Annotated in this window: 4 protein-coding genes; all 4 read left to right on the forward strand. The window is 37.0% G+C overall.

Annotated features, from left to right (window positions below; translation table 11 throughout):
- The first annotated feature begins 292 nt into the window (after positions 1 to 292).
- Positions 293 to 502, forward strand: a complete 210-nt coding sequence (locus BMG01_RS10435; RefSeq protein WP_233127306.1) for a hypothetical protein — start codon at positions 293 to 295, stop codon at positions 500 to 502.
- A 192-nt stretch (positions 503 to 694) separates the two neighbouring features.
- Entirely contained in the window at positions 695 to 967 is a 273-nt protein-coding gene (locus BMG01_RS10440) for a hypothetical protein (protein ID WP_004910751.1), read from the forward strand.
- 66 nt (positions 968 to 1,033) lie between these two features.
- Positions 1,034 to 1,309, forward strand: a complete 276-nt coding sequence (locus BMG01_RS10445; protein WP_004906421.1) for a transposase — start codon at positions 1,034 to 1,036, stop codon at positions 1,307 to 1,309.
- A gap of 56 nt (positions 1,310 to 1,365) precedes the next feature.
- Positions 1,366 to 1,609 (forward strand): IS3 family transposase (locus BMG01_RS10450; RefSeq protein ID WP_143472302.1); only part of this gene is annotated, 244 nt, incomplete at its 3' end.

A 1,609-nucleotide genomic window follows, 5' to 3' on the forward strand; every position in this document is an offset into this window, starting at 1 on the left:
TAGATGTTCAAGACAGAATATTAAAATTAGGAAAGGCTGGGCACATCCATAAATGTCGTAATCGATATATAATTAATAAAAATTATTTTTCAGCATATCAGTAGAAAAAGACCCATGAGAATTTATACGAAATATAATGTATATATGCAGTATAATATTCAAAGAATACTAACTAATTGGAGAGGTAACTGTGACAAATACATGTACTAATAGAGCGATAATCCAACGTTGTTTTTCGGGGATGATAGACTGATAACGTTCAAATAAGTATAGGCACGAGAATACTGTATTTGTGCAAGAAATTAAACGACTGGTGAATGAGTTCTGTAAACAACTAAAACCGGAGCTTAAAGATATGTGTGTCAGCAAGTACAAAGAGAATAAGCCATTTATAGAGTTTTACAATGTTGTTGCACCTACTGGTTACATTATGGCATTGAATAAAGAACTTAATCAGATAGTGAACCAGATTGAACGACCACAAGAGCGTTTATACGCATGATATGATGTTGAGTGTATTTATACTGATAGTGTTTTAAAGTAGCTTATATGGCTTTGCAGGGGGGGGCTATGGGTACGATAAAAGGAAAACGTAGTATAGTTGGAAATTTAAATACAATTCCCAAAATAAAACATTTGAAAAGTCCCCAAAAATAACTTTTGATAGTGACAAAATGAAAAACGAGGTGTGATCATGGCAGATAGAACAGATAAAATGTTGAGAGATTATTTTTCAGGAAGATTGAAGCTAATGGCAGAGGTTGAGCCACGATACAAGCAAGACATGGCAGACATTAAATTTTGTTTGTCAGTCATCAAGCCAGAACACAGCGAAGTAATCAAACGATATTACAGTGATAAGTTTATAACCTGGGAAGAAGTTGTGAGTGAAGCAGGTAAGAGTCACTCAAGTTTAAGAACATGGCGTAACGACTTTAAAACGTTATTGAATGTGCTCGTATACTGAAAATCCGGACTGCTTTATTTCTAGGGCATAATCCGAGATAATCAAGTATAGGAGTTTTTTTATATTATGAAAGCTAAGCGATACTCAACAGAATTTAAGTCATCAATTGTCACCTTGTATAACGAGGGACGTTCTGCTAATTCTCTAGCCAATGAATACCATTTGGCTGTACAAACCGTCACGGGTTGGGTGAAGAAAGCCCAAATCATTGGGACGGACGTTACCGGTAAGCCAGTGACTCGCGCCCAATTTAATGCAATGCAGAAAGAAGTCGCAAGACTCAAAGAAGAAAACGAAATTTTAAAAATTGCGGCCGTTTTGCTGGGCGAACATCGCAAGTAACACGTAAGACCCATTTTCCTATTGTCCAATCATTGCTGAAACAGCATTTTAAACTCATGATGGTGCTTCGCCTACTCAAAATACCCAAAAGCACCTACTTTGATTGGGTTCACTATACTGAGAGCCAACGACAACGAGAAGACACGATTTTAAAAGCTTTGTTGCGTGAAATTTGGCAAAACAACTATAAAGCTTATGGCGCGCCACGTCTGCGATTAGCATTAGCTGATCTGAATTTGCATCATGGAACCAACCGAGTTCGTCGTTTAATGCGAGAAGCTGGCATATACTCTGTCATGA

Origin of the sequence: Leuconostoc sp. BM2, assembly GCF_002095565.1 — a bacterium.
GTDB lineage: Bacteria > Bacillota > Bacilli > Lactobacillales > Lactobacillaceae > Leuconostoc > Leuconostoc falkenbergense.